23 protein-coding genes are annotated in these 24,256 nt (G+C 69.5%); 12 read left to right on the top strand and 11 right to left on the bottom strand.

All coding sequences use genetic code 11. The features are described from left to right. Positions 1 to 17 precede the first annotated feature (17 nt). The 6 genes from ACZ5R1_RS12160 to ACZ5R1_RS12185 all read left to right on the top strand — a co-directional run bounded on the left by ACZ5R1_RS12160 (position 18) and on the right by ACZ5R1_RS12185 (position 6,246). The gene (locus ACZ5R1_RS12160) at positions 18 to 434 is read left to right on the top strand and encodes a RidA family protein (protein ID WP_027599302.1); all 417 of its coding nucleotides are present in this window, start codon (positions 18 to 20) and stop codon (positions 432 to 434) included. A 9-nt stretch (positions 435 to 443) separates the two neighbouring features. Further along, positions 444 to 1,121 carry a DUF1028 domain-containing protein gene (locus ACZ5R1_RS12165; RefSeq protein WP_464712317.1) on the top strand — a complete coding sequence of 226 codons (678 nt, stop codon included), beginning with the start codon at positions 444 to 446 and terminating at the stop codon, positions 1,119 to 1,121. Then, entirely contained in the window at positions 1,118 to 2,269 is a 1,152-nt protein-coding gene (argE, locus tag ACZ5R1_RS12170) for an acetylornithine deacetylase (protein WP_464712318.1), read from the top strand. The genes ACZ5R1_RS12165 and argE (ACZ5R1_RS12170) overlap by 4 nt, the downstream gene beginning before the upstream one ends. A 316-nt stretch (positions 2,270 to 2,585) precedes the next feature. Further along, on the top strand, positions 2,586 to 3,197 hold the full coding sequence (locus ACZ5R1_RS12175; protein ID WP_464712319.1) for a glutathione S-transferase family protein: 612 nt from the start codon (positions 2,586 to 2,588) through the stop codon (positions 3,195 to 3,197). Positions 3,198 to 3,242: 45 nt separating this feature from the next. Next, positions 3,243 to 5,294, top strand: coding sequence for a 2Fe-2S iron-sulfur cluster-binding protein (locus ACZ5R1_RS12180; RefSeq protein WP_464712320.1), 2,052 nt, complete (start codon positions 3,243 to 3,245; stop codon positions 5,292 to 5,294). Between the two features lie 61 nt (positions 5,295 to 5,355). After that, complete coding sequence (locus tag ACZ5R1_RS12185) at positions 5,356 to 6,246, top strand: LysR family transcriptional regulator (RefSeq protein WP_181085477.1); 891 nt, start codon at positions 5,356 to 5,358, stop codon at positions 6,244 to 6,246. A gap of 5 nt (positions 6,247 to 6,251) precedes the next feature. On the opposite strand, the gene ACZ5R1_RS12190 is transcribed toward ACZ5R1_RS12185, so the two are convergent. Genes ACZ5R1_RS12190 through ACZ5R1_RS12200 form a run of 3 tightly spaced genes read right to left on the bottom strand, consistent with a single transcriptional unit; the run spans position 6,252 to position 9,254 of the window. Then, positions 6,252 to 7,709 (bottom strand): aldehyde dehydrogenase family protein, encoded by a 1,458-nt coding sequence (locus tag ACZ5R1_RS12190; protein ID WP_464712321.1) that lies wholly within the window; start codon positions 7,707 to 7,709, stop codon positions 6,252 to 6,254. Positions 7,710 to 7,738: 29 nt separating this feature from the next. Then, complete coding sequence (locus ACZ5R1_RS12195; RefSeq protein ID WP_464712322.1) at positions 7,739 to 8,128, bottom strand: RidA family protein; 390 nt, start codon at positions 8,126 to 8,128, stop codon at positions 7,739 to 7,741. Continuing rightward, positions 8,118 to 9,254 (bottom strand): DSD1 family PLP-dependent enzyme, encoded by a 1,137-nt coding sequence (locus ACZ5R1_RS12200; RefSeq protein WP_464712323.1) that lies wholly within the window; start codon positions 9,252 to 9,254, stop codon positions 8,118 to 8,120. Before ACZ5R1_RS12200 ends, ACZ5R1_RS12195 begins: the two co-directional genes overlap by 11 nt. 95 nt (positions 9,255 to 9,349) lie before the next feature. On the opposite strand from ACZ5R1_RS12200, the gene ACZ5R1_RS12205 reads away from it, so the two are divergent. The 5 genes from ACZ5R1_RS12205 (at position 9,350) to ACZ5R1_RS12225 (ending at position 14,564) form a co-directional block, all read left to right on the top strand. Beyond that, positions 9,350 to 10,258, top strand: a complete 909-nt coding sequence (locus tag ACZ5R1_RS12205; RefSeq protein ID WP_288474590.1) for a LysR family transcriptional regulator — start codon at positions 9,350 to 9,352, stop codon at positions 10,256 to 10,258. Between the two features lie 143 nt (positions 10,259 to 10,401). After that, positions 10,402 to 11,865, top strand: coding sequence for an NAD-dependent succinate-semialdehyde dehydrogenase (locus ACZ5R1_RS12210; RefSeq protein WP_340248823.1), 1,464 nt, complete (start codon positions 10,402 to 10,404; stop codon positions 11,863 to 11,865). A gap of 143 nt (positions 11,866 to 12,008) precedes the next feature. Beyond that, on the top strand, positions 12,009 to 13,298 hold the full coding sequence (gabT, locus tag ACZ5R1_RS12215; protein WP_464712324.1) for a 4-aminobutyrate--2-oxoglutarate transaminase: 1,290 nt from the start codon (positions 12,009 to 12,011) through the stop codon (positions 13,296 to 13,298). Positions 13,299 to 13,353: 55 nt separating this feature from the next. Continuing rightward, positions 13,354 to 14,043: an HAD family hydrolase gene (locus ACZ5R1_RS12220; protein WP_288438033.1), complete on the top strand. Its 690-nt coding sequence runs from the start codon at positions 13,354 to 13,356 to the stop codon at positions 14,041 to 14,043. Between the two features lie 29 nt (positions 14,044 to 14,072). Continuing rightward, entirely contained in the window at positions 14,073 to 14,564 is a 492-nt protein-coding gene (locus ACZ5R1_RS12225; RefSeq protein ID WP_007161776.1) for an Lrp/AsnC family transcriptional regulator, read from the top strand. Between the two features lie 52 nt (positions 14,565 to 14,616). Here ACZ5R1_RS12225 and ACZ5R1_RS12230 read toward each other — a convergent pair whose 3' ends face one another. Continuing rightward, positions 14,617 to 15,330: a cupin domain-containing protein gene (locus ACZ5R1_RS12230; protein ID WP_464712325.1), complete on the bottom strand. Its 714-nt coding sequence runs from the start codon at positions 15,328 to 15,330 to the stop codon at positions 14,617 to 14,619. Between the two features lie 231 nt (positions 15,331 to 15,561). On the opposite strand from ACZ5R1_RS12230, the gene ACZ5R1_RS12235 reads away from it, so the two are divergent. Continuing rightward, positions 15,562 to 16,488, top strand: a complete 927-nt coding sequence (locus ACZ5R1_RS12235) for a 2-hydroxyacid dehydrogenase (RefSeq protein WP_278894181.1) — start codon at positions 15,562 to 15,564, stop codon at positions 16,486 to 16,488. A 15-nt stretch (positions 16,489 to 16,503) separates the two neighbouring features. Here ACZ5R1_RS12235 and argE (ACZ5R1_RS12240) read toward each other — a convergent pair whose 3' ends face one another. From argE (ACZ5R1_RS12240) to ACZ5R1_RS12270, 7 genes are read right to left on the bottom strand one after another with little or no spacing between them, the layout of a single operon-like run. Continuing rightward, positions 16,504 to 17,655 carry an acetylornithine deacetylase gene (gene argE / locus ACZ5R1_RS12240; RefSeq protein WP_464712326.1) on the bottom strand — a complete coding sequence of 384 codons (1,152 nt, stop codon included), beginning with the start codon at positions 17,653 to 17,655 and terminating at the stop codon, positions 16,504 to 16,506. Continuing rightward, on the bottom strand, positions 17,652 to 18,809 hold the full coding sequence (locus tag ACZ5R1_RS12245) for an NAD(P)/FAD-dependent oxidoreductase (protein ID WP_278388880.1): 1,158 nt from the start codon (positions 18,807 to 18,809) through the stop codon (positions 17,652 to 17,654). Before ACZ5R1_RS12245 ends, argE (ACZ5R1_RS12240) begins: the two co-directional genes overlap by 4 nt. Next, positions 18,806 to 20,221: an FAD/NAD(P)-dependent oxidoreductase gene (locus tag ACZ5R1_RS12250; protein WP_464712327.1), complete on the bottom strand. Its 1,416-nt coding sequence runs from the start codon at positions 20,219 to 20,221 to the stop codon at positions 18,806 to 18,808. The genes ACZ5R1_RS12245 and ACZ5R1_RS12250 overlap by 4 nt, the downstream gene beginning before the upstream one ends. Beyond that, positions 20,206 to 20,511 carry a (2Fe-2S)-binding protein gene (locus tag ACZ5R1_RS12255; RefSeq protein ID WP_027599284.1) on the bottom strand — a complete coding sequence of 102 codons (306 nt, stop codon included), beginning with the start codon at positions 20,509 to 20,511 and terminating at the stop codon, positions 20,206 to 20,208. Before ACZ5R1_RS12255 ends, ACZ5R1_RS12250 begins: the two co-directional genes overlap by 16 nt. Continuing rightward, positions 20,508 to 22,352: an ABC transporter ATP-binding protein gene (locus ACZ5R1_RS12260; protein ID WP_464712328.1), complete on the bottom strand. Its 1,845-nt coding sequence runs from the start codon at positions 22,350 to 22,352 to the stop codon at positions 20,508 to 20,510. Before ACZ5R1_RS12260 ends, ACZ5R1_RS12255 begins: the two co-directional genes overlap by 4 nt. A 1-nt stretch (position 22,353) precedes the next feature. Beyond that, positions 22,354 to 23,256 carry an ABC transporter permease gene (locus ACZ5R1_RS12265; protein WP_074583644.1) on the bottom strand — a complete coding sequence of 301 codons (903 nt, stop codon included), beginning with the start codon at positions 23,254 to 23,256 and terminating at the stop codon, positions 22,354 to 22,356. Beyond that, complete coding sequence (locus ACZ5R1_RS12270; RefSeq protein ID WP_027602371.1) at positions 23,253 to 24,209, bottom strand: ABC transporter permease; 957 nt, start codon at positions 24,207 to 24,209, stop codon at positions 23,253 to 23,255. The genes ACZ5R1_RS12265 and ACZ5R1_RS12270 overlap by 4 nt, the downstream gene beginning before the upstream one ends. Positions 24,210 to 24,256: the final 47 nt, after the last annotated feature.

Below are 24,256 nucleotides of genomic sequence, written 5' to 3' on the forward strand. Positions count from 1 at the left end.
ATCCGGAGACTCCCCGCATGGCCACCCCGACCCATACCCGCATCCGCATGTTCAACACCAAGGACACCTACCCCAATCAGAGCCTGGACAACGACCTCTGCCAGGCCGTGCGTGCCGGCAACACCGTCTATGTGCGCGGTCAGGTGGGCACCGATTTCGACGGCAAGCTGGTCGGGCTGGGCGATCCCCGCGCCCAGGCCGAGCAGGCGATGAAGAACGTCAAGCAACTGCTGGAAGAAGCCGGCAGCGACCTCAGCCATATCGTCAAGACCACCACCTACCTGACCGATCCGCGCTACCGCGAGCCGGTCTACCAGGAGGTCGGCAAGTGGCTCAAGGGCGTCTTTCCCATCTCTACCGGTCTAGTGGTATCCGCACTGGGGCAGCCCCAGTGGCTGATGGAGATCGACGTCATCGCCGTGATCCCCGACTGAGGCGCCGCCATGACCTTTTCCCTCACCGCCCGCTGCGCCGCCACCGGTCAGTTCGGCATCGCCATCAGTTCGTCGAGCATCGCCGTGGGCGCCCGCTGCCCCTGGCTGCAGCCCGGTGTCGGCGCGGTCAGCTCGCAGAACATCACCCTGCCCGCCCTGGGGCCGCGCACCCTGGAGCGCCTGGCGCAAGGTCTGACACCCGCCGCGGCCCTGGCCGAGAGCCTGGCCGGCGATGGCTACGCCGAGTATCGCCAGGTGACCGTCATCGACGCCCAGGGCCGCAGTGCCCATCACAGCGGTGCCCATACCCTGGGCGTGCACCAGGCCTTGAGCGGCCTGAACTGCGTGGGCGCCGGCAACATGCTGGCCAGCCCCGCGGTGGTAGAGGCGCTGGTGGCAAGCTTCGAAACCAGCCAGGGCACCCTCGCCGAGCGCCTGCTGCTGGCCATGCAGGCGGCGATGGCCGCCGGTGGCGAGGCCGGTCCGGTGCACTCGGCGGCGCTGCTGGTGGTGGGCGAGCCCAGCTGGCCCATCGTCAATCTGCGCGTCGACTGGGCCGAGACCGACCCCATTGGCGAGCTGGCGGCCCTGTGGCGCGCCTATGAACCCCAGTTGCAGGACTATCTCGACCGCGCGGTGCGTCCGGATCTCGCCCCCGGCTACGGCGTGCCGGGAGACGACCGATGAGCGCCAGCCAGGAGTTGCTGGCCCGGCTGGTGGCCTTCGACACCACCAGTCGCGAATCCAACCTGGCACTGATCGACTTCGTCGCCGGCTACCTGGATGGCTTCGGCGTACCCTTTGAGCTGATCCACAACGCCGAGGGCACCAAGGCCAATCTCTTCGCCACCCTGGGGCCGGCGGACGTACCGGGCATCGTGCTCTCGGGGCATACCGACGTGGTGCCGGTGGACGGCCAGGCCTGGACCCGTCCCGCCTTCGCCCTCAGCGAAAGCGCCGGCCGGCTCTATGGCCGCGGCACCGCCGACATGAAGGGCTTTCTGTCCTGCCTGCTGGCGCTGGTGCCCGTGGCCAGCCGCGCGGCCCTGCGCCGCCCGCTGCACCTGGCGCTGTCCTATGACGAGGAAGTTGGCTGCCTGGGCGTGCGTAGCCTGCTGGACCAGCTGGCCCAGCGCCCGGTCAAGCCGCTGCTGTGCCTGATCGGCGAACCCACCGAGCTCAAGCCCGTGCTCGGCCACAAGGGCAAGGTGGCCATGCGCTGCCAGGTGCACGGCGCGGCCTGTCATTCGGCCTATGCGCCCGAGGGCGTCAATGCCGTCGAATACGCCGCGCGTCTGGTCGTCGAACTCGGCCGGCTCGGCGAGGCGCTCAAGGCCTCGGAAGACCAGGATCCACGCTTCGATCCGCCCTTCTCCACGGTGCAGACCGGCCTGATCACCGGCGGCCAGGCGCTGAACATCGTGCCAGAGGACTGCACCTTCGATTTCGAGATCCGCGCCCTGCCCGCCCAGGATCCCTATCAGGTGATCCACCAGCTCCAGGCCCATGCCGAGGCGACGCTGCTGCCGGCCATGCGCGCCATCAGCGGTCAGAGCGCCATCCGCTTTACCGAGCTGTCCAGCTATCCCGGCCTGGATACCGCCGTCGAAAGCGAGGCGGCCGAATGGGTCGCGCAATTCTGTGGCTCCCACGACTTCGGCACGGTGGCCTTCGGCACCGAAGGCGGCCTGTTCGCCGCGGCCGGCATCCCCACCGTCGTCTGCGGCCCTGGCAGCATGGCCCAGGGGCACAAGCCCGACGAATTCGTCACCCAGGCGCAACTGGACGGCTGCGATGCCATGTTGGAGCGGGTGTTGGCCTTCGCCTGCCGCTAGGTCCTGTACGAAATGTGCCTGCGCTCGGTGATGCTTCGTTGAAAAAGGCCTGGATCGCCAGCCCGGTCGCAATGCTCATTTACCGGTCGTAAACTCGAGCGCGAGCCCGGTCCGCTTCCTCAGCCTTTTTCGTGGGGCCGCCTAGGCCTCGCCTGACCTTCGCTCGGCGACTTTTCGTACAGAACCTAACCTGATCATTCCATTTTGCGGAATGCTGAACTGACGAGAAGGCCGATTCCCACGAAAGCTCTCTGACCCCAAGCTGGTAGCACGAATCGGGACCACCCTTGGCCCGATGCCTGCCAGGAGTTGGATCATGAAGCTCTACCACCTGCCGTTATCCGGTCATGCCCATCGCGCCGTGCTGTTCGCCTCGTTGCTGGACCTCGCGCCCGAACTGGTCGAGGTCGACCTCGCGGCCGGCGAGCACCGCACCCCGGCGTTCCTCGCCCTCAACCCCTTCGGCCAGGTGCCGGTGCTGGAGGACGCTGGCGTGATCGTCGCCGACTCCAACGCCATCCTCGTCTACCTGGCGAAGAAACTGGGCCGCACCGACTGGCTGCCGGAAGACCCGGCCGGGGCCGCCGCCGTCCAGCGCTGGCTGTCGGTGGCCGCGGGCGAACTGGCCTATGGCCCGGCAGCGGCGCGGCTGATCACGGTATTCGGTGCCCGCTTGAATCCCGAGGAAGTCATCGCCCGCGCCCACGTCCTTCTGGAGCGACTGGAGGCTCATCTGGCGAACCGCGACTGGCTGGCCGCCGATCACCCGACCATCGCCGACGTCGCCCTCTACAGCTACCTGGCCGGAGCGCCTGAAGGCAACGTGGACCTGGCGCCCTATACCGCTGTGCGGGCGTTCCTGCAGCGGGTGGAAGCGCTGCCGGGCTTCGTGCCCTTTCCGCAGACGGCTGCCGGTCTGCGCGCCTGAAGCAGCGGGATCACCTGCCTTCCCCCACCACGAGGAGCCACCTCGATGAGCACGCCCCTGAACGCCCTGCCCACCTGGCACCCCGGCGAAATCGCCCTGCAGGAGCGCGTCGGCGTCCGCCAGCGGATGGCCGAGGTCGGCCCGCGGGTGATCCGCAGCTTCATGCCCGACCAGCACCGCGCCTTCTACCAGCAACTGCCCTTCCTGGTGCTGGGTAGCGTGGACGCGACCGGCGCGGCCTGGGCGACGATCCTGGAGGGCGCGCCGGGCTTCGTCAGCGCACCGACACCAACGCGGCTGGACATCGCGGCCAGCCTAGCGGCAGGGGATCCGGCCGGCACCGGCCTGGCGGATGGCGCCGCCGTGGGATTGCTGGGCATCGAACTGCACACCCGGCGCCGCAACCGCGTCAACGGCGAGGTCGAGCTGATGCCCCAGGGCCTGCGGCTGACCGTGGACCAGAGCTTCGGCAACTGCCCGCGCTACATCCAGCTGCGCGACCTGCAACCCAACCAACCACCGGATCAGACGCCCGCTCCGGCCGTCGAACCCCTCGAGACGCTGGATGAGGCGGCACGCCAGCTGATCGAAGGGACCGATACCTTCTTCGTCGCCTCCTATGCCGAGCAGGAGGGCCGGCGCCGGGTGGATGTCTCCCACCGCGGCGGCCAGCCGGGCTTCGTCCGGGTGGATGCCGAGGGCGTGCTGACCATTCCCGACTTCAATGGCAACCTGTTCTTCAACACCCTGGGCAACATCGCCGTCAACGGCCAGGCCGGACTGCTGTTCGTCGACGACCAGCGCGGCGATCTGCTGCAGTTGAGCGGCACCGCCGAGGTGCTGTTCGACTCGCCGGAGATCGCCGCCTTCGAGGGCGCCGAACGCCTCTGGACCTTTCGCCCGCAACGTATCGTCCGTCGCCGCGGCACCCTGACCCTGCGCTGGCAGGCGCGGGCCGGGGGCGAGTCGGACAGCAACCAGCTGACCGGCAGCTGGGCGCAGGCGCGCGAGCGCCTGCTGAGCCGTGAACTCGGCAACCGCTGGCGACCCTTGCGCGTCATCCGCATCGTCGAGGAGAGCGTCACCATCCGCTCCTTCCATCTCGCCGCGGCAGACGGCACCGCCTTGCCGCCCGCCCAGGCCGGCCAGTTCCTGCCGGTACGCCTCACTCCAGTCGCCGGCCAGGCCCCGGCGCTGCGTAGCTATAGCCTCTCCAGCGCGCCGGCCGACGGGCACTACCGCATCAGCGTCAAGCGCGAGGGGCTGGTGTCCACCTGGCTGCACGACCGGCTGCGCGAGGGCGATCTGCTCGACACGCGTCCGCCGGCGGGAGAGTTCACCCTGACCGCCGCCGACCAGTCCCTGGTTCTGCTGGCGGCCGGCATCGGCATCACCCCGCTGCTGGCGATGCTCAGGCACCTGGTCCACGAAGGACGCCGGACCCAGCGCCAGCGCCCGATCACCCTCTTCTACGGCGCCCGGTCGAAGGCCGAGCGCGCCTTCGATGCGGAACTGGCCGAATTGGTGGCCACTGCCGGAGGCTCGCTGCGCCTGGTGCGGGCGCTGAGCGATACCCGCGGGGCCGTGGCGGATACCGACTACGAGGTGGCCGGACGGATCGACCTGGGCGTGCTGGGCCGCTTCCTGCCCTTCGGCGATCACACCTTCTACCTCTGCGGCCCGGCGGCCTTCACCCAGGCACTGTACGACGGCCTGCGCGGTTACGGCATCGAGGACACGCGTATCCATGCCGAAGCCTTCGGTCCGGCGGCGCTGCGCCGCAGTCAGCCCCTGGAAGCGGCGGCTCCCGTGCGTCCAGCCGCGGCCACGGACAGCGTGCCGGTGGTCTTCACCGCCTCGCTCAAGGAAGCGCGCTGGACACCCGCGGCAGGCTCGCTGCTGGAACTGGCCGAAGCCCGAGGCCTCGACCCCGCCTTCAGCTGCCGCGAAGGTCATTGCGGCAGCTGCCGGACACGGCTGCTCGGTGGTGCCGTCACCTATGCACGGGAGCCGGTGGCGCGGGTCGCCGACGGCGATGCGTTGCTGTGCTGCGCGGTGCCGTCGGCTGGCACCGACCGCCTGGAACTCGATCTATGATCCGCGCCGCCTGAAGTTGACTACCATGGAGCCTGGTCGACAAGACAGGACGGCGAGGCAGATGGATCGTTGGCAGGCGATGCGCGTGTTCGTGAAGGTGGCGGAAACCGAGAGTTTCGCCCGTACCGCCCGGGAGCTGCACCTGAGCGCACCGGCGGTGACCCGCCTGGTGGCGGCGCTGGAGGAGCTGGTCGGCGCGCGCCTGCTGGTGCGCACCACCCGTTCGGTCAGGCCCACCGAAGCCGGCGCCCGCTACCTGCAGGATTGCCGACGCATCCTCGCCGACATCGCCGAGGCGGAGCTGGCCGCGGCCGGCCACTACGCCAAGCCGGTCGGCACCCTGACCATCACCGCCCCGCTGCTGTTCGGGCAGCTGCACGTGCTGCCGCTGCTGCTGGACTATCTCGAGCGCTATCCGCAGATGCGCGCGCGCACCTTCTTCGTCGACCGGCCGGTGAACATCGTCGAGGAAGGCATGGACGTCGCCCTGCGCATCGGTCACCTGCCCGATTCGGGCTTCACCGCCATCCAGGTCGGGCGCGTGCGCCGGGTGGTCTGCGCCGCCCCCGACTATCTGCAGGCCCAGGGCGTGCCCGCTACCCCTGCCGCGCTGCGTGAGCACCGCATCCTGGTGTCCCACAGCGCCTGGTCATCACCGGAATGGCGCTTTGCCGGTGGGCAACGGGTGAGCGTCGATCCGCTGCTGCACTGCAACACCAACGAGGCCGCCATCAGCGCGGCCAGGGCCGGTCGCGGCCTCACCCGGGTCCTGCACTACCAGATCGCGCCGGCCCTGGCCGAAGGCGCGCTGCAGATCGTTCTCGCCGAGCACGAGGAAGCGCCGCTGCCGATCCACCTCATCTACCCCGAAGGCCGCCAGGCGCCGGCCAAGGTACGGGCCTTCATCGACCTGGCGGTGGCGGCGCTCAGGGACAATCCGCTGTTCGCCTGAACCGCTCAGTGGCCGAGGATCGCCTTGGTCTCCAGGTACTCCTCCAGGCCGTGGACGCCATACTCGCGGCCGTTGCCGGAGCGCTTGTAGCCGCCGAAGGGTGCCCAGGGGTTCCAGGCCGGATAGTTGAGATGGACCTGCCCGGCGCGCAGACGGGCCGCCACCTTGGCGACCTGGTCGGGGTCGCGACCCTGGACGTGGGCGCTGAGGCCATAGCGGCTGTCGTTGGCGATGGCGATGGCCTGCTCGAGCGAGCTGTAGGGCAGCAGGCAGAGCACCGGCCCGAAGATTTCCTCCTGGGCGATGCGCATCCCCGAGGTGACCGCCGAAAACACCGTGGGGCGCGCATAGAAGCCGGTGGTGCAGCCATCCGGGCGCCCCGGTCCGCCGCAGACCAGCCTGGCGCCCTCCGCCAGACCGCTCTCGATCAGCGCCTGCACCCGGGCGAACTGGGCGCCATTGGCCAGCGGGCCGAGGGTCGTCGCGGGCGCCTGGGGGTCACCGACCACGAGGCCCGCCACGGTGGCTGCCGCCAGGCGCTCCACCTCGGTCAACTGGGCCTGAGGCACCAGCATCCGCGTCGGCGCGCTGCAGGATTGGCCGCTGTTGCGGAAGGCCGCCAGCACGCCCTTGGCCACCGCCTCCGGCAGATCGGCATCGGGCAGCAGCAGGTTGGGCGACTTGCCGCCCAGTTCCTGGGTCACGCGCTTGACCGTAAGGGCGGCGGCCTGGGCCACCTGGACCCCGGCGCGATTGGAGCCGGTGATGGAAATCATGTCGACATCGGGATGCTCGGCCAGCGCCGCGCCGACGGTGGGGCCGTCGCCGTTGACCAGGTTGAACACCCCTGCCGGGATCCCTGCGTCATGAACCGCCTGAGCGAACAGCAGGGCGCTCAGCGGCGCCAGCTCGCTGGGCTTGAGCACCACCGTACAGCCGGCGGCCAGCGCCGGCGCGACCTTGGCGGTGATCTGGTAGAGCGGCCAGTTCCAGGGCGTGATGAGCGCGCAGACGCCGATGGGCTCACGCCTGAGACGCAAGGCACCGTCGGCGCGCTCGAAGGCGTAGTCGCTCACCACCTCGCGTGCCACGCGCAGGTGTTCCAGGGCTAGGGGCACCTGCAGGGCCCGGGCCGCGGCGAGGGGCGCACCCATCTCCCGTGAAATCACCTGGGCGAAGGTGTCGGCACGCTGTGCCAGCAGGGTCTGCAGGCGCTCCAGCCGTTGGGCGCGAGCGGCCGGCGTCTGCCCGGACCAGGCGTCGAAGGCGCCGCGGGCGGCCTGCACCGCCTGGTCGACTTCCGCGGCGCCGCCAAGGGCCACCTCGGCGAGCGCGCGTTCGGTCGCGGGATCCGTCACCGTAGCGCGGGCGGCGCCAGGCACCGGCACCCAGCGGCCGGCGAGATAACAGCAGCGGGTCACTTGGGGATCGATCAACGTTTGCAACGAAGGGTCCAGCAGCATGAGGGGAGCTCCCAGATGGCGACGGGCGATCAGTCGGCGCGCGCCAGCGCCTCGATCTCGACGAGATAACCATGGTGCAACTGCGGCACCGGCACCACCGCCCGCACCGGCCGGTGTTCGCCCAGGAATCCGGCATAGAGGCGGTCGAAGGTAGGCCAGTGCTCGATGCCGACAACATAGACGGTCACCTTGAGCAGATCCTGCGGCCCCCGCCCTGCCGCGGCCAGGATGGCGCAGAGGTTGTCCAGGGCGATCTGGGCCTGCTCAGCGAAACTCGCCGCGACCGCATGGCTGCCGTCGGGTCGTACCGGCAGTTGCCCGGATACATGGAGCAGCCCCTGGTAGGCCACCGCCTGGGAATAGTGGCCGCCCGGTAGCGCCGCGGCCGCGGTCTGGATGAAACGCGTATCAGCGGCCATGCAGGCGACTCCAGGGGGTGACCGCGCCGCTGGCGTCCACGGCGTGATAGCGCTCGAACTGGCCGCCGGTGGCGCAGGCATGGTTGGGCAGGATGCGCAGGCGGCTGCCCACCGGGAAGCGCTGCTCCAGATCATCTGGGCAGCCCCCGGCGAAGCTGACGATGCCATGCTCCTGGTTGGCACCGGTCAGCAGGGCCCCTTCGAGCCAGCGGCCGTCCAGGGTGCAGACCTGGCCATAGCCGAAGTCACGCCGCTGCCGCTGGGTGCCCCGGTCGCGACTCAGGGCCATCCAGCCGGCGTCCACCAGCAGCCAACCTTTCTCCACCTGATGGCCAATCACCGTGGTCAGGACGCTCAGCGCCAGATCCTCGGCCTGGCAGATGCCGACGTTATGCATCACCAGGTCCAGGAAGACGTAGACCCCGGCGCGGACCTCGGTAACCCCGGTCAGATCCAGGGCCGACAGCGCCGTGGGCGTCGAGCCGATACTGACCTGCGGACAGGCCAGACCCTGGGCACGCAGCCGCTCGGCCGCCGCCACGCAACAGGCGCGCTCCTGCTCGGCCAGGGCCTGCAGCGCCTGGGGGGCGTCCAGCTCGTAGCTGGAGCCGGCATGGGTAAGCACCCCCGCCAGGCGCATGCCACCCGCGCTCAGCAGCTCGGCGATATGCACCAGCAGGGGATCGTGCGGTTGCAGGCCCGCGCGATGTCCATCGCAGTCGATCTCCAGCCAGACCTCGAAGACTTCGTCGTAGCGCTGGCCGGCCGCGACGATGGCCTGGGCCCCGGCCAGGCTGTCGGTCAGGATGCCTAGCCGGCAACCCTGCCGCCGCAGCGCGCTGACCCGTTCCAACCGCGCCGGGGCGATGGTCACGGCGTAGAGCACGTCGGTGATGCCCAGGGCGAAACAGGCCTCGGCCTCCTGGAGGGTGGAGACGGTCACGCCCTGGGCGCCCGCCGCCAGTTGCCGGCGGATGACCGCCTCGCTCTTGCTGGTCTTCACATGGGGCCGCAGGCGGACGCCGAGGGCGTCCATGCGCGCCTGCATGAGGTGGATGTTGCGCATCATCCGGGCTTCGTCGATGAGCGCGGCAGGGGTATCGAGGGTGAGCAGGGAAAGGGTCATGGCAAGGACTCGACCGGTGGGCAATGGGCGAACTGTAGCCGCCCTTCGTTAACCTGTGATTCAATCCTGCTGATGCATTCCTTTAGTCCAGATTAATGATCGCCATCGAAGACCTGCGCCTGGTGGTACTCCTGGCCCGCTGTGATTCCCTCAGCGCAGCGGCGCGCGCCCTCAACGTCTCGCCGCCCGCGCTCTCCACCCGCCTGCGCAAGCTGGAGGCACGGCTGGGGGTGGCCCTGGCCAATCGCGATGCCCGGCGGCTGAGTCTGACCCCCGACGGCGAGCGCTTCGCCCAGCAATGCAGCGAACTGCTCGAACGCCTGGAGGCCTTGCCCGACACCTTCGCCCGCCAGGATCGGCAGCTGGTGGGCACCCTGCGCCTCGCCGCGCCCTTCGGCTACGGACGCCAGCGCATCGCCCCGCTGCTGGCGCGCTTCGCCGTGTTGCATCCGCAGCTACGCCTGCAACTGGACCTGCGCGAGACCCCCTGGCCCGACCGGCACGACAGCGATGCGGTCATTCATATCGGCGCCATCGACGACAGCTCCTGGATCGCCAAGACCCTGGCCCACAACGAACGCTGGCTGTGCGCCAGTCCGACCTACCTGGAGCAGCACGGCTTGCCGCAGGGGCCCAGGGCGCTGCTGCAGCACCGCTGCATCTGCATCCGTGAGAACGACGAGGACGTGACCCTCTGGCAACTGCGCAACGACCAGGAGCGCCAGACGCTGCGCATCGAACCGGCGCTGCTCACCAACGATGGCAGCGTGGCCCGACGCTGGGCCGAACAGGGTCTGGGCATCGTGCTGCGTTCCCAGTGGGACGTCGCCGATGCCATCGCGCGCGGCACCCTGGTCCGGCTGCTGCCGGAGTGGCGCTTCGACAGCGCGCCCATCACCCTCCTGGTCCCCGCCCGCAAACAGCGCAGTGCCCGCCTCCAGGCGCTGGCCAATTTCCTCGACCTGGCGGTGAAGGGGCTGGACGCGGGCGCTGACCTTCACTAGCGGCCGGCCAGGAAGCCACCGCACAAAGTGCGGCAACGTCGCCGCGAACGCGTTCGGCACCGGTTCACAGCGGTCGATTTCGGCATTCGCCACCGCCACCCCTCCCTAGACTCAGGGCCTGACCTGCCACTGGGAGCGCCACCATGCCGCTGCACCTCGATCTGCGGGATCCCCGCCTGTTCAAAGCTTCCGCCTATGTCGACGGCCACTGGATCGCCGCCGACAACGGCGCCACCTTTGCCGTGGACAACCCCGCCACTGGCGAGACCCTCGCCGAGGTGGCCGCCCTGGAGGCGGTGGAAACCGCCCGCGCCATCGCCGCGGCGGAAGCGGCCTGGCCGGCCTGGCGCGAGCGTCCGGCCGCCGAGCGCGCGGCCCTGCTGGAGCGCTGGCACGCGCTGATGCTGGAGCACCAGGACGACCTGGCCCTGCTGATGACCCTGGAACAGGGCAAGCCACTGGCCGAGGCCCGTGGCGAGATCGCCTATGGCGCCAGCTTCGTCAAATGGTTCGCCGAGGAAGCCCGACGCAGCTTTGGCGATATCCTGCCCGCACCGGCCCGGGATCGCCGGGTGCTGGTGCTGCGGCAACCGGTGGGGGTCGCTGCCGCCATCACCCCGTGGAATTTCCCCAACGCCATGATCACCCGCAAGGCCGCCCCGGCGCTCGCCGCCGGCTGCCCGGTGGTGATCAAGCCCTCGGACCTCACCCCGCTGTCGGCCCTGGCGCTAGCCGAGCTGGCCGATCGCGCCGGCTTTCCGCCCGGCGTATTCAACGTGGTCACCGGGATGCCCGCCGACATCGGCGGTGAACTGACCGGCAATCCGGCGGTGCGCAAGCTGTCCTTTACCGGCTCCACGCGCATCGGCCAGCTGCTGCTGGCGCAGTGCGCGGCCACGGTGAAGCGCACCAGCATGGAACTGGGCGGCAATGCGCCCTTCATCGTCTTCGATGACGCCGACCTGGATCTCGCCATCGCCGGGGTGCTGCAGAGCAAATTCCGCAACGCCGGCCAGACCTGCGTCTGCGCCAACCGCATCCTGGTGCAGGACGGCATCCACGACCGTTTCGCCGAGCGGCTCGCTGCCGAGGTGGCCAAGTTCAAGGTGGGCAACGGCCTGGAGGCCGGCGTGACCCTGGGCCCGCTGATCAATCGCCTGGCGGTGGACAAGGTCGCGCGTCATGTCGACGATGCCCTGACCCAGGGCGCCAAGGCCCTGTTCGGCGGCTTGCCCAGCGGTCGCGACCAGTTCGTCGCCCCCACGGTGCTCACCGGCGCCACGGCGGACATGTTGCTGGCCCGCGAGGAGACCTTCGGCCCGGTGGCGCCGCTGTTCCGCTTCCGCGACGAAGCCGAGGCGCTGGCGCTGGCCAATGCCACGCCCTATGGCCTGGGCGCCTACTACTACACCCAGGACCTGCGCCGCGCCTGGCGTGTCGGCGAGCAGCTGGAATTCGGCATGGTGGCGCTCAACACCGGCACCCTGTCGATGGAGGTCGCGCCCTTCGGGGGAGTGAAGCAATCCGGCCTGGGCCGCGAAGGCTCGCACCTGGGGCTGGACGAGTACCTGGAAGTGAAGGCCTGGCACCTCGGCGGCCTCGACTGAAAGCCACCGGCGGCAGGCAACCGAAAATGCCGCCACCCCCAAGCAAAACAGCCGATCACGATGCCGGGGCCGGCAACTTCAGCGTTACCGACCCTGCGGCCTGCGTAGGCTGGAACTCTCGCCCCTGCCTGGAGTATCGCTGCATGAATTCCGCTGCCAAAGCCACCGACCGCCTGCTGGGTCTTCGCGAACAAGGCGTTCCCCGCGGCATCATCACCGCCCATCCCGTCGTGGTGGCCCGCGCCCAGGGCAGCGAAGTCTGGGACGTGGACGGTCGCCGCTACCTCGATTTCGTCGGCGGCATCGGCGTGCTCAATGTCGGTCACAACCACCCACGGGTGGTGGAGGCCGTGCGCCGTCAGGTCGGGGAGATCTCCCACGCCAGCTTCCAGGTAATGGCCTACGAGCCCTACCTGGAGCTGGCCAATCGTCTCAACACCCTCATCGGCAACGGCGAAGCCTACAAGACGCTGCTGCTGACCTCCGGCGCCGAAGCCGTGGAAAACGCCATCAAGATCGCCCGCGCCCACACCAAAAGGCCCGGGGTGATCGCCTTTCGCGGCGGCTTCCACGGTCGCACCCTGCTCGGCGTGACCCTCACCGGCTTCGCCCAGCCCTACAAGCAGAACTTCGGCCCCTTCCCCGGTGACATCTACCACGCGCCCTACCCCGATGCCTTCCGCGGAGTGGATAGCCAGCAGGCCCTGGCCGGCTTGCGCGAGGTCTTCGCCACCCAGGTCGCGCCCGACCAGGTGGCCGCGATTCTGATCGAACCGGTGCAGGGCGACGGCGGCTTCCGCCCGGCGCCGGTGGAATTCCTCCAGGCGCTGCGCGCCCTCTGCGACCAGCACGGCATCGTGCTGATCGCTGACGAGATCCAGACCGGCTTCGGTCGCACCGGCAGCCTGTTTGCCTTCCAGCAGACCGGCGTCCAGCCCGACCTGGTGACGGTGGCCAAGAGCCTGGCCGGTGGCCTGCCGCTCTCCTCGGTGGTCGGGCGCGCCGCCATCATGGACGCCCCCCTGCCCGGCGGTCTCGGCGGCACCTATGGCGGCAACGCCCTGGCCTGCGCCGCGGCTTTGGCGGTGCTGGACGTATTCGAGGAAGAGGACCTGGTCGCCCGTGGCGTCGCCCTCGGCGAGCAGCTGCGCAGCGGTCTGCTCGCGCTGCAGCAGCGGCATCCACGCATCGGCGAGGTGCGCGGCCGCGGCTTCATGCTGGCGGTGGAGATGGTCGGCGCCGATGGCCACAGCCCGGACGCTGCCCTCGCCCAGCAGGTCATCGACGGCGCCCGCCAGGCGGGCCTGCTGGTGATCAAGTGCGGTGTCGAACGCAACGTCATCCGCTTCCTGGCACCGCTGGTGACCACCGAGGCACAACTGGCCGAAGCCTTGCACATGTTCGGCCAAGCCCTCGCCCAGGCCGGTGCCTGAGGTCGAACGTAACGCCGCCTGGCATCGGCAGAGCGGCGCCAAGGGGAAACCGACCATGAGAATCACGCGTTACCAGGCCATAGGCTTTTCCTGCTACGGCACCCTCGTCGACCGCGAAGGGGGCATCCTCGAAGCCCTGCGCCCCCTTGTGGCGCAGGCGGGCCTCAGCACCCATCCCGACTGGCTGCTCGGCAGCTATCACCGCCTCGCCCGCGAGTTGCGCCAGGCTATGCCCAACGCCAGCCAGACCAGCCTGCACCTGCGTATCCACCAGCGTCTGGCGCAAGAGTTGCAGCAGGAAGCCGACCTGGATGCCAGCGTGGCCTTTGGAAACGCCACGTCGTGCTGGCCGGTGTTCGAGGATGCGCCGGGCGCGCTGCAGTACCTGAGCAAGTTCTATCGATTGGTGTTGCTGGCCTCGCCCGATGACGGCGACGCCGCAGCGGTCACGGCGCGGCTGCCCGAGGTGTTCGCCGCCGTGATCCCCAACCGCGGCGGCGATCTGCGCCTGGCGCTGGACAACACCCTGGAGGAGCTTGGCCTGGCGCGCGGGGATCTGCTGCCGGTAAGAGGCAGCGAACCGGACGACCCCTGGAACCCCTTGGTGGATTTTCCGCTGTGTACCTTGCGCCGTGATCGCTCGCGGCCCTGGAACCTTTCACGGCAGGCCCTGGATGGCACGCGGTGCGAGTACGCGAGTCTCGCCGACCTGGTGCATGCGCATCAGACCGCCCTGCGTGCCTAGCCTGACGTTCACGACTGCGAGGAACGACGATGGACGCCGCAACAAAACTGGACCGCATCGACATCAACATCCTGGTGCAACTGCAGAAGGATGGCCGGATGACCAATGTCAGTCTCGCCGAAGCCGTGGGCCTCTCCCCCAGCCCCTGCCTGCAGCGCGTCAAGCGCCTGGAGGCGGCCGGCTACATCAGCGGCTACGAAGCCCACGTCAACCTCGCCAAGATCGCCAACTCGGTGACGGTCTTCACCGAGGTCACCCTTTCCGACCACAAGCGCGCCGACTTCGTGAAGTTCGAGTCCTTCATCCGCGGGGTCGACGAGATCCTCGAATGCCACCTCATCAGCGGCGGCTACGACTACCTGCTGCGCTTCATGTGCAGCAGCATCGGCCACTACCAGGAGCTGATGGAATCCATCCTCGACCGCAACGTCGGCATCGAGAAGTACTTCAGCTACATCGTCATCAAGTCGCCGGTGGTCAAGAACGCCCTGCCGCTGCGCAGCCTGATCAAGGCCGGCTGACCTCCCTCGCCGCGGCGCTCCGCCAGCATCCCGCTGCCGGAGCGCCCTCTTCTCAGCGCAGGATGCAATACAGCTTGCGCACCCGCTCCCGGCTGTCCCAGGCCATGGCCGTTTCCGCCGGTACCAGCACCGCCTCGCCCGCGTTGACCGTGCAGGGCGCTTCGCCCTCGACCGTGAGGGTCACGGCGCCGGCATAGAGCAGCATCAGCTCGCAGTGGGGATTGCTCACCGCCTTGCGCGTATAGGCCGTGCACTCCCACATCCCGACCCGCAAGGCCCCGCCACCGCTTTCGAACAGGTCGCAGCCGGTGGCCGTGGGCTCGGGACTGAGCAGTACGCTGGCCGCTGGCGGCGGCGAGGGTTCGCGCGGCGCCGAGGGATCCAGCAGCACGGGTGCCTGAGGCATGGGGCCTTCGCTGGCCCGGCCGGGAAAGGCCATGAACAGACGCCGCAATTCGCCGCTGTGACGCCAGCGGCAGCTCAGGCCACGCGGCAAAATGAAGGCATCGCCGGCCTTGAGGTGCAGGGCATTCCCCTCCCATTCCAGCTGCAACTCCCCGGCCTCGATGAGGCTGACTTCCACCCAGGGGTAGTCGTCCAGCCGGCAATCGGCGGAATGGGCGACGGCGCTGCCCATCACATAGCCCAGGTGGCCATCGTGCAGGTGCAATTCGCGGCCGGCGGCCAGGGGATCATCGTGCAGCGGCTGGAGCGCCCGGGGCAGCTGGCGGTCACCGGGCGGCTGGCAATAGTGCAGCAAAGGCATGGCGGATCCTCACGTCGAGAGGCGCGGCAGGGGCGCCGCGGACCCGGCCAGTATCGACTCGCAGGGCACCGGGGTTATGGCGTTTGCGCCCTGGGCCGGCACAGAAGCTGCCGTTTTTCCCAGATGCGGCGCAGTTTCCACCGCACCACCGATCATGGCGGCGGCAGCGGAGAATTCGGGACAAACTACCGCACGCTTGCGCCATCCTTGAGCTTTGCCGGAGACCTCCCCATGACGCTGCTCTACAAGGCCGATCCCGAACGTGGCCAGGCCTGGCGACGCCTGTTCCAGGAACGCGCGCCCGATATCGCCTTCCGCCAGTGGCCGGACGTGGGCAATCCCGAAGAAGTCCGCTATCTGGCCTGCTGGCAACCGCCGGAAGACCTGGCCAACCGCTTTCCCAACCTGGAGGTGCTGTTCGCCACCTCGGCCGGTGTCGACCAGTTCGACCTGAACCTGTTGCCGTCAGCGCTGCCCGTGGTGCGGATGCTGGATCCTGGCATCGTCGCCGGCATGGTGGAGTACGCCACCCTCATGGTGCTGGCGCTGCATCGCCAGTTGCCCCTCTATCTCGACCAGCAGGCCGCGGGACGCTGGCAGGAACATGCCCTGGTAACGGCGAACAACAGACGCGTCGGCGTGCTAGGTCTGGGCCAGATCGGCCAGGCGGTGCTGGAGCGGCTCGCCACCTTCGGCTTCCAGCTCTCGGGCTGGTCGCGCTCGCCCCATGAGCTGCCGGGGGTGCGCTGCCATGCCGGCGCCGAGCAGCTGCCGGCGTTCCTGGCCGATTGCGAGATCCTCATCTGCCTGCTGCCGCTGACCGGGGAGACCCGCGGCCTCCTCGACGCCCGCCTGTTCGCCGCCCTGCCCCGCGGCGCCAGCCTGATCAACCTCGGCCGTGGCGCCCAGCTGGTGGAAGCCGACCTGCTGGCGGCGCTGGACAGCGGTCAGCTGAGCCAGGCGGTGCTGGACGTGGTGGAGCCGGAACCGCCGGCAGCCGACCATCCCTTCTGGCAGCATCCGCGGATCTGGCTGACGCCCCACGTGGGCGCCATGACGGTGCCGGAAACGGCGTTCACCGTGCTGCTGGACAATATCCGCCGCCATCAGCGCGGTGAGCCCATGCAGGGTCTGGTGGATCGCCAGCGGGGCTACTGAAGAGACCGGGTGGCCTCAACCCAGGGCCACCCGCAACCGCCCAAGCAAGGCGTCACAGGCGGCGAGCTGGCTCAGTTCGACATACTCGTCCGGCTTGTGCGCCTGCTCGATGCTGCCCGGACCGCAGACCACCACCGGGGTGTCCAGCCGGCTGGCGAAAAGGCCACCCTCGGTGCCGAAAGCCACCTTGAGCTGGGTAGTGCCCGGCTCGACCAGGGTCTGCAGGAAGCGCACGGCTTCGACGCTGGGATGGGTATCCAGGCCCGGATAGGCGTTGACCGTCTCGATCTCGATGGCGGCCTTGGCCGAGGTTTGCCGTGCCTCCCGGACCAGGCTGTCCGCCGTTTCCTGCAGCGCGGCGACCAGGGTGGCGGGATCGTCCGCCGGCAGGTGACGGATCTCGAAGTCCAGGGTGCAGAGGTTGGGCACGATGTTCAGCGCCTTGCCGCCATCGATCCGCCCGACATGCAGGGTGGTGTAGGGAATGTCGTAGGCCGCGTCGTGGGCGCCCTCTTCCGCCAGGCGCCGCTGGCTGGCGCGCAGGGCGCCGACCAGGTCGCTGGCCAGGTGGATGGCGTTGGCGTGCAGCGGCGCCAGGGAGGAATGGCCCTCCTGGCCATGGCAGTGGGCGCGCAGCGCGGCCTTGCCCTTGTGGCCGAGGGCGACCTGCAGGTCCGTGGGTTCGCCGACGATGCAGAGGAAGGGGCGCACCGGCGCCAGTTCCAACACGTCCAGCAGGCGGCGCACCCCGACACAGCCGATCTCTTCGTCGTGGGACAGGGCCAGTTGCAGCGGTCGCTTCAGGGGCTCACCCCGGGCGGCGGCCAGCAGGGCCACCACGGCGCAGGCGACGAAGCCCTTCATGTCGCAGGCACCGCGCCCATAGATCCGACCGTCCTTCAGGGTCCCCTCGAACGGTGGCAGGGTCCAGGCCTGGCCGGCCACGGGCACCACGTCGGTATGCCCGGAGAGCAGCACGCCGGGCACGTCGCTCGGGCCGACGCTGGCGAAGAGATTGGCCTTGCGCCCGCTCTCGTCGAGCACCAGGCGGCAGGCGATGCCGCCGGCCTCCAGCAGACCCTGCACATGCTGGATCAGCGCCAGGTTGGAGTCGGCGGAAACGGTGGGAAAGCCGATCAGGGTGCGCAGCAGGTCCTGGCTGTTCATCCGGCGAGACTCTCGCTGCGGGGTTGCGCGAAGCGGCCGATGTCGAAGGCCGCCAGCGGCGTTTCGGTACGACCGGTGGCGATCAGCTCGGCCATGGTGTCGCCCACCCCCGGGCCGAGCTGGAAGCCGGCGCCGCAGAAGCCGAAGGCGTAATAGAGACCGTCCACCTGGCTGCTCGGGCCCATGATCGGCAGGTCGTCGGCGATATAGCCTTCCACCCCGCTCCAGGTGCGGATCACGTTGACCCTGGCCAGGGCCGGTGCCAGGCGGCGCAGCTGGGTGAGCTGATTGAGCAGGCCGTGGGGCTCGGCGCGGGCCAGACGGGTGTCCAGATCCGGGCGGGAGCGGAAGCAGCCGCCGAAGATCACGTTGCCGCGCGGGATCTGGCGGAAGTAGATGGTCTCGCTCACCAGCGGCGAAGAGACGCCCACCGCCTCCTTGAAGGCATAGGGCAAGGGCTCGGTGACGCCCATCTGGGGGCCATGGGTCTCGATGGGCACCGGCTCGCCGAACTGGCTCGACAACCGACTGCCCCAGGCTCCGGCGGTGATCAGCAGCCGCGGCGCCTGGTAGCGGCGGCCGTCGGCGGCCTGCACCAGGAAATCGCCATCCGGCTTGGTGACCTGGGTGATTTCCACCCCTTCCTGCAGATTGACGCCCTCGCGCACCGCAGCACGGGCAAAGGCCGGCGCGGCCAGGCGCGGATTGGCGTGGCCATCGTGGGGCGCATAGGAGCCGGCCACCACCTCGGGTCCCAGGTAGGGAAACTTCTCGTGCAGGGCCGCGCCTTCGAGCACCTGCAGATCGAGGGCGGCGGTCTCCGGCGCCCGGGCATACTCGTGCAGCATGGCGATGCGACCGGGATCGTAGACCACCCGCAGATGGCCGCCGGGGATGAATTCCAGGTCATCGCCGATCAGCTCGGGCAGGCGACCCCAGAGGCCGCGGGAGCGGTTGGACAGCGCCACCTGGGTCAGGTAGCGGCCCTGCCGGCGGACGTTGCCGAAATTGGTGCCGCTGGCGAAGCGCCCGACCTGATCGCGCTCCAGCAGGAGCACCGACAGGCCCCGGCGGCGCAGGAAGAAGGCGCTGGCGCTGCCCATGATGCCGGCGCCGACGACGATGACGTCCGCGCGGTTGGCGGTCTGGTTCATGACGAAAGCTCCTCTTCGCTGGTGACGATGCCCAGCGGTAATGGCCGGACCGGTGCCTGGCCGCGCAGGCGGCCAACGGTTTCCACCGGCACCCCGGATTCGGCGGCGATGATCTCGGCGCCGGCCTGGGCGCAATAGCGACCCTGGCAGCGACCCATGCCGACGCGACTGAAGGCCTTGGCCCGATTGGCTTCCTGGGCACCCTTCTCGCGCACCACGGCGCGCAATTCTCCGGCGGTGATGCCCTCGCAGCGGCAGACCACCGCGGTATCCGGCAGGCTGGCCATCTGTTTCGCGGGCCAGGGAAAGGCCTCGGCCAGGCCCAGGCGAAAGCGCTCCTGCACCGTCAGCGCCTCGCGGCAGCGCTCGGCGAGGCCAGCGGGCGGGGTGCGACCAAGATCGGTCAGCACCGCGCAGGCGGCCAGTTGCCCGGCCAGCTCCGCCCCGTCGGCGCCCCGTACCCGGGCGCCATCGCCGGCGGCATAGACCCCCGGCGTGGAGGTGCGGCCGTCGGCATCCAGTTGCAGCACCCATTGGCCAGTGGCGCGCTCGAATTCGAAGGCGCAGCGGGCGAGATCGCCCAACTGGGTCTCGGGGCGCAGGTGATAACCCAGGCCCACGGCGTCGCCCGCCACCTCCTGGCGCAGGCCAGACGCATCGGCGAAGGCCACGCCGCGCACGCCCTGTTCGGCATCGCCGAGGATCTCCAGCGGGGTGACGCCAAAGTGCAGCGGCACCCCGGCGCGCTTGAGCGAGGCCATGAGTTGCACGCCCTTCCAGGCCACGCCCGGGCGGGCCAGCAGTTTGGGTGTGGCCTGGGCGCGCAGGCGCAGCGGCGCGGTGTCGAGGACCGCGGCCACCGTGGCGCCGGCCTGCTGGTATTGGGCGGCGACCAGGTAGAGCAAGGGGCCGCTGCCCAGAAAGATCACCCGCCGGCCAATGGATACCGCCTGGGCCTTGAGGGCGATCTGGGCGCCACCGAGGGTATAGGTACCGGCCAGGTTCCAGCCCGGCACCGGCAGCAGGCGGTCACCGGCCCCGGTGCAGAGCACCAGGGCATCGAAGTCCAGGGTGCGCTGGCGATTGCCCTGCACCGTGTAGAGGGTTCGCTCGTGCAGGTGCCAGGCCAGGGTGTCGGGGCGGTAGTCGAGGCGTCCGCGCACGCCGTCGAAGGTGCGGTGCAGGCTTTCGGCCTTGCCCGCCTCGCTGCCGTAGAGGGTGGCATAGGGACGCTGGAAGCCCTCGGGCTGGCGCCGATAGATCTGGCCGCCGTCGCGGCGATTCTCGTCGATCACCACCGGGGTAATGCCGGCAGCCAGCAGGGTTTCCGCGCAGCGCACGCCGGCCGGACCGGCCCCGACGATGACCACCCGCGGCGGGTTGCCGCCCCCTTTCGTTAGGCCCGATTCCATACCGCCTCCGGTTGCGTGGTGAGGATCTGCAGGCCCTCGCGGACCTCGGTGCCGCAGGCGCGCAGGCGCTCGCCGTCGGCGGTCCAGACCCAGCAATCCTGGCAGGCGCCCATCAGGCAGAAACCGGCGCGGCGCTCGTCGCCGAATTCCGACCGGCGCAGTGCCGGGCCGTTGGCCAGCAAGGCGACCATCAGGGTGTCGCCGGCCAGCGCCGTGACCGGCAGGCCATCGACGCTGAGGCTGACCTGGGGCCGGCCGGTCTCGCCGAGTCGCTGAAAGCGGGAAGTCATGCGCGAACTCCTTGGGTGTGCAGCAGGGCGCCACCCTGCAGGCGCTGCAGGGTCTCGCCATCATGATGACAGAGGATGCGGTTGCCCCCGGCGAGGGTCTGGGGCCGGGGCGGCACCCGGTCGCAGCGGCCTTCGAGCCGTACCGGGCAGCGCTGCAGGAAGCTGCAGAGCCGACCACTGGCGGGCGGCGACGAAACCAGGGGGACCGCCGTGCGGATGGGTTGCTCTTCCAGCCAGCCCTGGCGTAGCGCCGGTACCGAGGCGGTGAGCAACTCGGTGTAGGGATGCAGCGGCGGATGTTGCAGCGTGGTCGGGGTACCCAGCTCCACCGGCTGGCCGGCATAGAGCACCAGCACCTCGTCGCAGAGACTGCGCACCGTGGAGATGTCGTGGCTGATGAACAGATAGGCCAGCCCCAGCTCACGGCGCAATTCGGCGAGCAGATCGAGAATGGCGGCGCCGACCACGGTATCCAGCGCCGAGGTGACCTCGTCGCAGAGGATCAGTTCGGGTTCGGCGGCCAGTGCCCGAGCCAGGTTGACCCTCTGCTTCTGGCCACCGGACAACTCGCCCGGACGCCGGCTGGCGAGGCTGGCCGGGAGTTGCACCCGGTCGAGCAAGTCGCGGACCTTGCGCTGGCGGGTAGCCTTGTCGAAGGCGTGATAGGTCTCCAGCGGACGCATGAGGATGCGCTCCACGCTGTGGGCCGGATTGAGCGCTGTGTCGGCATTCTGGTAGACCAGCTGCACCTGGCGGAACTGCTCGCGGGTGCGGCCGTCCAGACCGGGCGGCAGCCATTCGCCACCCAGGCGTACGCTGCCCTGGGCCGGCGGCAGCAGGCCGGCGATCACCCGCGCCAGGGTCGACTTGCCCGAACCGGATTCGCCGATCACGCCCAGGGCCTGGCCAGCGCCGATGCGCAGGTCGATGCCCTCCAGCACCCGGTAGCGCGGCAGGCCATCGGCGCCGACGGGGCCGTAGCCGGCCACCAGGTCCTTGACCTCCAGCACCGGGGCGGCGGTCTCCACCGTGGGCAGGCCACGTTCCGCCAGGGGTTCCGGCCGGGCCGCGGCCAGCAGGCTGCGGGTGTAGGGATGGCGGGCATTGGCCAGCAGGCGTTCGGTACGGCGATTTTCATAGACCTCGCCGCCATTGAGCACCAGGATGCGATCGGCCATCTGGGCCACCACGGCCAGGTCGTGGGAGACGTAGATGGCGGTCACGCCCCGCTCGCGCACCACCTGCTTGAAGACGCGCAGCACCTCGATCTGGGTGGTGACGTCCAGCGCCGTGGTGGGTTCGTCGAGGATCACCAGGGTCGGATCGGTGATCAGTGCCATGGCCGCCATCAGCCGCTGCAACTGCCCGCCCGAGACCTGGTGCGGATAGCGCTGGCCGATGTGCTCGGGATCCGGCAGCGCCAGCTCCTTGAACAGCTGCAGCGCCCGCGCCTCGGCTTCCCGACGCGTCAGCACGCCATGGATCAGCGCGCTTTCGATGATCTGCTCCATCAGCCGCCGCGACGGATTGAAGGCCGCCGCCGCGCTCTGGGCGATGTAGGCCACGGTGCGGCCACGCAGCCGGCGCAGGCCCGCGGCGTCCAGCTCCAGCACCTGGGTGTCGCCGACGCGGATAGAGCCGCCGGCCAATCGGCAGCCGGCGCGGGCATAGCCGAGCAGCGACAGGGCGATGGTGGTCTTGCCCGAGCCGGATTCTCCGATCAGCGCCAGCACCTCGCCCTTGGCCAGGTTGAAGCCGACGTCCTTGACGATGGTGGTTTCGCTGCCGTCTTCGCCCTGGGCGACCACGCGCAGGTCTTTGACCTCTACCAGCAATTCCATCTCAGCGCCCTCCCCGGCGCCGCGCGCCGAAACGGTCGATGAGCAGGTTGACGCCCACGGTCAGGGTGCCGATGGCCAGCGCCGGCATCAGCACCGCCGGAGCGCCGTCGGCCAGACCGCCGATGTTTTCCCGCACCAGGGAGCCGAGGTCGGCGTTCGGCGGTTGCACGCCGAGGCCGAGAAAGCTCATGCCGCTGAGCAGCAGCACGATGTAGACGAATCTCAGGCCCAGGTCGGTCAGAAGCGGCAGGCGCATGTTGGGCAGCATCTCGCGCAGGGCGATGTACAGCCGGCCTTCGCCACGGGTGCGGGCGACCTGGACGTACTCCAGCTCGGTGAGATTCATCGCCAGGCTGCGGGCGATGCGATAGCAGCCGGGGGCATAGCCCACCACCGCCATGACGATCAGCAGTGGCACCGAGGAGCCGAAGGCCGAGACCATCACCAGCGCCAGCATCTTGCTCGGCAGCGAGATCAGCGCATCGATCAGCCGCGACAGCGGCTCGTCCACCCAGCGTCCGGACAGCGCCGCCAGCAGACCGAGGCCGGTACCCAGGACGCAGGCCAACACCGCCGCCACCAGCGCCAGCCCCACGGTGAAGCGGGCGCCGTCGAGGATGCGACTGAGCACGTCGCGGCCCAGGTAGTCGGTGCCCAGCAGGTGCGCAGGGCTATAGCTGGCCAGCACCGCGCTGTCGCCCAGGGCGCCCGGGTCATAGGGCGCCAGCCAGACGCCGAACAGGGCGATGAACAGCCAGAAGGCCACCAGGACGCCGCCGATGATGCCGGTCAGGGACCAGCGGCTGCGCCGACGGGTCCGCGGCGGTGACAGCTGGGCGTCGAGCGTCTTGCCATCCACCGGCACGACGGACGCGGCACGTACGGGAATCACGGGTCGGGTCATAGCGTTCTCAGCCTCGGATTGGACAGGATGGCGCAGAGGTCCGCCAGGGTCATGAGCACCAGGTAGGCGCAGCAGAACAGCATGGCGCAGGCCTGGATCAGCGGCAGGTCGCGACTGGCGACGCCGTCCACCATCAGCTGGGCGATGCCCGGGTAGTTGAAGATGGTCTCGACGATCACCACCCCGCCCATCAGGTAGGAAAGACTCAGGGCGATGGAATTGGCGATGGGCCCCACGGCATTGGGCAAGGCATGGCGCAGGACGGCGCGCACCGGACCGACGCCCTTGAGCCGGGCCATCTCCACATAGGGACTCTGCAGTTGCTCCACCAGGGCGGCGCGGGTCATCCGCGCCATCTGCGCGACGATCACGCAGCACAGGGTGCCCACCGGCAGCGCATAGGCGCGCAGGAAGTCCAGGGGGCCGTCGATGTCATGGGCGAAGGTCAGCGCCGAGGTCCACTGCAGGTGCACGGCGAAGACCAGCACAGCCAGGGTCGCCACCAGGAATTCCGGCACCGCGACGATGCCCAGGGTAAAGACGTTGAGGGCGCGGTCCAGGCGACCGCCGGCGTTCATCGCCGAGACGATGCCCAGGCCCAGCGCCAGGGGTACCGACACCAGGGCGGTGACCCCGGCCAGCATCAGGGAGCCGCCCAGTCGATCGCCGATCATGGTGGAGATGGGCATCTGGCTGGCCAGCGACTGGCCGAGATCACCATGCAGGAGGCCGCTCAGCCAGTGGACGTAGCGCAGCAGCGCCGGCTGGTCGAGGCCCATCTGGGCCCGCAGCGCGGCGACCTGCTCGGGCAGCGCGAACTGGCCCAGCGCCTGCTGCGCGGCATCGCCCGGCAACAGCGCGGAGACGAAGAACACCAGCAACGAGACGATGAGCAGGGTCAGCAACCCGCCCCCGAGGCGTCTGGCGATGAGGGAAAAGACGGAAAGGTCCAAAGCCACCTCCTGCTTGAGCGTGGAGCGGCGAGCCGGTCGCTGCGGAG

The organism is Pseudomonas sp. Pso3, assembly GCF_055393275.1.